1 rRNA gene is annotated in these 3,246 nt (G+C 49.8%); it reads right to left on the bottom strand.

The features are described 5' to 3' along the window. Positions 1 to 100: 100 nt before the first annotated feature. Positions 101 to 2,990, bottom strand: a 23S ribosomal RNA gene (locus TW84_RS21125). Between the last annotated feature and the right edge of the window lie 256 nt (positions 2,991 to 3,246).

Raw genomic sequence — 3,246 nt, 5'->3', positions numbered from 1 at the left:
TGGTCGCCAAGCAAATTCTTAATTCGGAAAGCTGTTATTGTGTTCTCTACACATTCAATCTGTTCTTGCTTTGAGTCCATCAAAACCCTTTGGGTGTTGTATGGTTAAGCCTCACGGGCAATTAGTACAGGTTAGCTCAACGCCTCACAACGCTTACACACCCTGCCTATCAACGTTCTAGTCTCGAACAACCCTTTAGGACCCTCAAGGGGTCAGGGAAGACTCATCTCAGGGCTCGCTTCCCGCTTAGATGCTTTCAGCGGTTATCGATTCCGAACTTAGCTACCGGGCAATGCCATTGGCATGACAACCCGAACACCAGAGGTTCGTCCACTCCGGTCCTCTCGTACTAGGAGCAGCCCCCTTCAATCTTCCAACGCCCACGGCAGATAGGGACCGAACTGTCTCACGACGTTCTAAACCCAGCTCGCGTACCACTTTAAATGGCGAACAGCCATACCCTTGGGACCGACTTCAGCCCCAGGATGTGATGAGCCGACATCGAGGTGCCAAACACCGCCGTCGATATGAACTCTTGGGCGGTATCAGCCTGTTATCCCCGGAGTACCTTTTATCCGTTGAGCGATGGCCCTTCCATACAGAACCACCGGATCACTATGACCTGCTTTCGCACCTGCTCGAATTGTCATTCTCGCAGTCAAGCGGGCTTATGCCATTGCACTAACCTCACGATGTCCAACCGTGATTAGCCCACCTTCGTGCTCCTCCGTTACTCTTTGGGAGGAGACCGCCCCAGTCAAACTACCCACCAGGCACTGTCCTCAACCCGGATAACGGGTCTAAGTTAGAACATCAACACTACAAGGGTGGTATTTCAAGGACGGCTCCACCGATACTGGCGTACCGGTTTCAAAGCCTCCCACCTATCCTACACATGTAGGGTCAATGTTCAGTGCCAAGCTGTAGTAAAGGTTCACGGGGTCTTTCCGTCTAGCCGCGGGTACACTGCATCTTCACAGCGATTTCAATTTCACTGAGTCTCGGGTGGAGACAGCGTGGCCATCATTACGCCATTCGTGCAGGTCGGAACTTACCCGACAAGGAATTTCGCTACCTTAGGACCGTTATAGTTACGGCCGCCGTTTACCGGGGCTTCGATCAAGAGCTTCGACTTACGTCTAACCCCATCAATTAACCTTCCGGCACCGGGCAGGCGTCACACCGTATACGTCATCTTACGATTTTGCACAGTGCTGTGTTTTTAATAAACAGTTGCAGCCACCTGGTATCTGCGACTCTCAATAGCTCCATCCGCAAGGGACTTCACCGTCAAGAGCGTACCTTCTCCCGAAGTTACGGTACCATTTTGCCTAGTTCCTTCACCCGAGTTCTCTCAAGCGCCTTGGTATTCTCTACCCGACCACCTGTGTCGGTTTGGGGTACGATTCCTTACAATCTGAAGCTTAGAGGCTTTTCCTGGAAGCATGGCATCAATGACTTCACATCCGTAGATGCTCGACATCGTGTCTCAGCCTTAAAGAGAGCCGGATTTACCTAACTCTCAAGCCTACGCACTTGAACCTGGACAACCGTCGCCAGGCCCACCTAGCCTTCTCCGTCCCCCCATCGCAATTGTAAGAAGTACGGGAATATTAACCCGTTTCCCATCGACTACGCCTTTCGGCCTCGCCTTAGGGGTCGACTTACCCTGCCCCGATTAACGTTGGACAGGAACCCTTGGTCTTCCGGCGAGGAGGTTTTTCACCCCCTTTATCGTTACTCATGTCAGCATTCGCACTTCTGATACCTCCAGCAGACTTTACAATCCACCTTCAACGGCTTACAGAACGCTCCCCTACCCAATACCATAAATGGCATTGCCGCAGCTTCGGTTTACAGCTTAGCCCCGTTACATCTTCCGCGCAGGCCGACTCGACTAGTGAGCTATTACGCTTTCTTTAAATGATGGCTGCTTCTAAGCCAACATCCTAGCTGTCTAAGCCTTCCCACATCGTTTCCCACTTAGCTGTAATTTGGGACCTTAGCTGGCGGTCTGGGTTGTTTCCCTCTCCACGACGGACGTTAGCACCCGCCGTGTGTCTCCCGGATAGTACTTACTGGTATTCGGAGTTTGCAAAGGGTTGGTAAGTCGGGATGACCCCCTAGCCTTAACAGTGCTCTACCCCCAGTAGTATTCGTCCGAGGCTCTACCTAAATAGATTTCGGGGAGAACCAGCTATCTCCAGGTTTGATTGGCCTTTCACCCCTAGCCACAAGTCATCCGCTAATTTTTCAACATTAGTCGGTTCGGTCCTCCAGTTGATGTTACTCAACCTTCAACCTGCCCATGGCTAGATCACCTGGTTTCGGGTCTATATCCAGCAACTCGACGCCCAGTTAAGACTCGATTTCTCTACGGCTCCCCTAGATGGTTAACCTTGCTACTGAATATAAGTCGCTGACCCATTATACAAAAGGTACGCAGTCACACCACGAGGGTGCTCCTACTGCTTGTACGTACACGGTTTCAGGTTCTATTTCACTCCCCTCACAGGGGTTCTTTTCGCCTTTCCCTCACGGTACTGGTTCACTATCGGTCAGTCAGTAGTATTTAGCCTTGGAGGATGGTCCCCCCATATTCAGACAGGATATCACGTGTCCCGCCCTACTCGATTTCACCTAAAATGCGCTGTCGGTTACGGGGCTATCACCCTGTATCGCAGACCTTTCCAGAACTTTCACCTGACGCATTAAAGGCTTAAGGGCTAATCCAATTTCGCTCGCCGCTACTTTCGGAATCTCGGTTGATTTCTTTTCCTCGGGGTACTTAGATGTTTCAGTTCCCCCGGTTCGCCTCATTACCCTATGTATTCAGATAATGATACCTGCTTATGCAGGTGGGTTTCCCCATTCGGAAATCCCAGACTCAAATGGCTTTTACTGCCTAATCTGGGCTTATCGCAAGTTAATACGTCCTTCATCGCCTCTGACTGCCAAGGCATCCACCGTGTACGCTTAGTCACTTAACCATACAACCCCAAAGGGTCTTACAGTCAAACAACCAAAGTTGTCTGCAATTATTTAAACATGATGCAGACTCGATTTTGCCGGACTCAAATATAAACATCACAAGGATGTTTCCAAGAACACTTGAATGTGTGTTGGTACCTAAATCTCTCTTTATTTAGAGAAAGTTAGGATTTGAGAACTTTTAAATGAATAACAACGCATCTCATAGAGATGGGGATTGTTGTTATTCGTCAGCTTTCCAAATTGTTAAAGAGC

This window comes from Vibrio neptunius, assembly GCF_000967495.1.
Classification (GTDB): domain Bacteria; phylum Pseudomonadota; class Gammaproteobacteria; order Enterobacterales; family Vibrionaceae; genus Vibrio; species Vibrio neptunius.
Note: the sequence above shows the minus strand (reverse complement) of the source record. Positions and strands in the feature narration are given on the sequence as shown.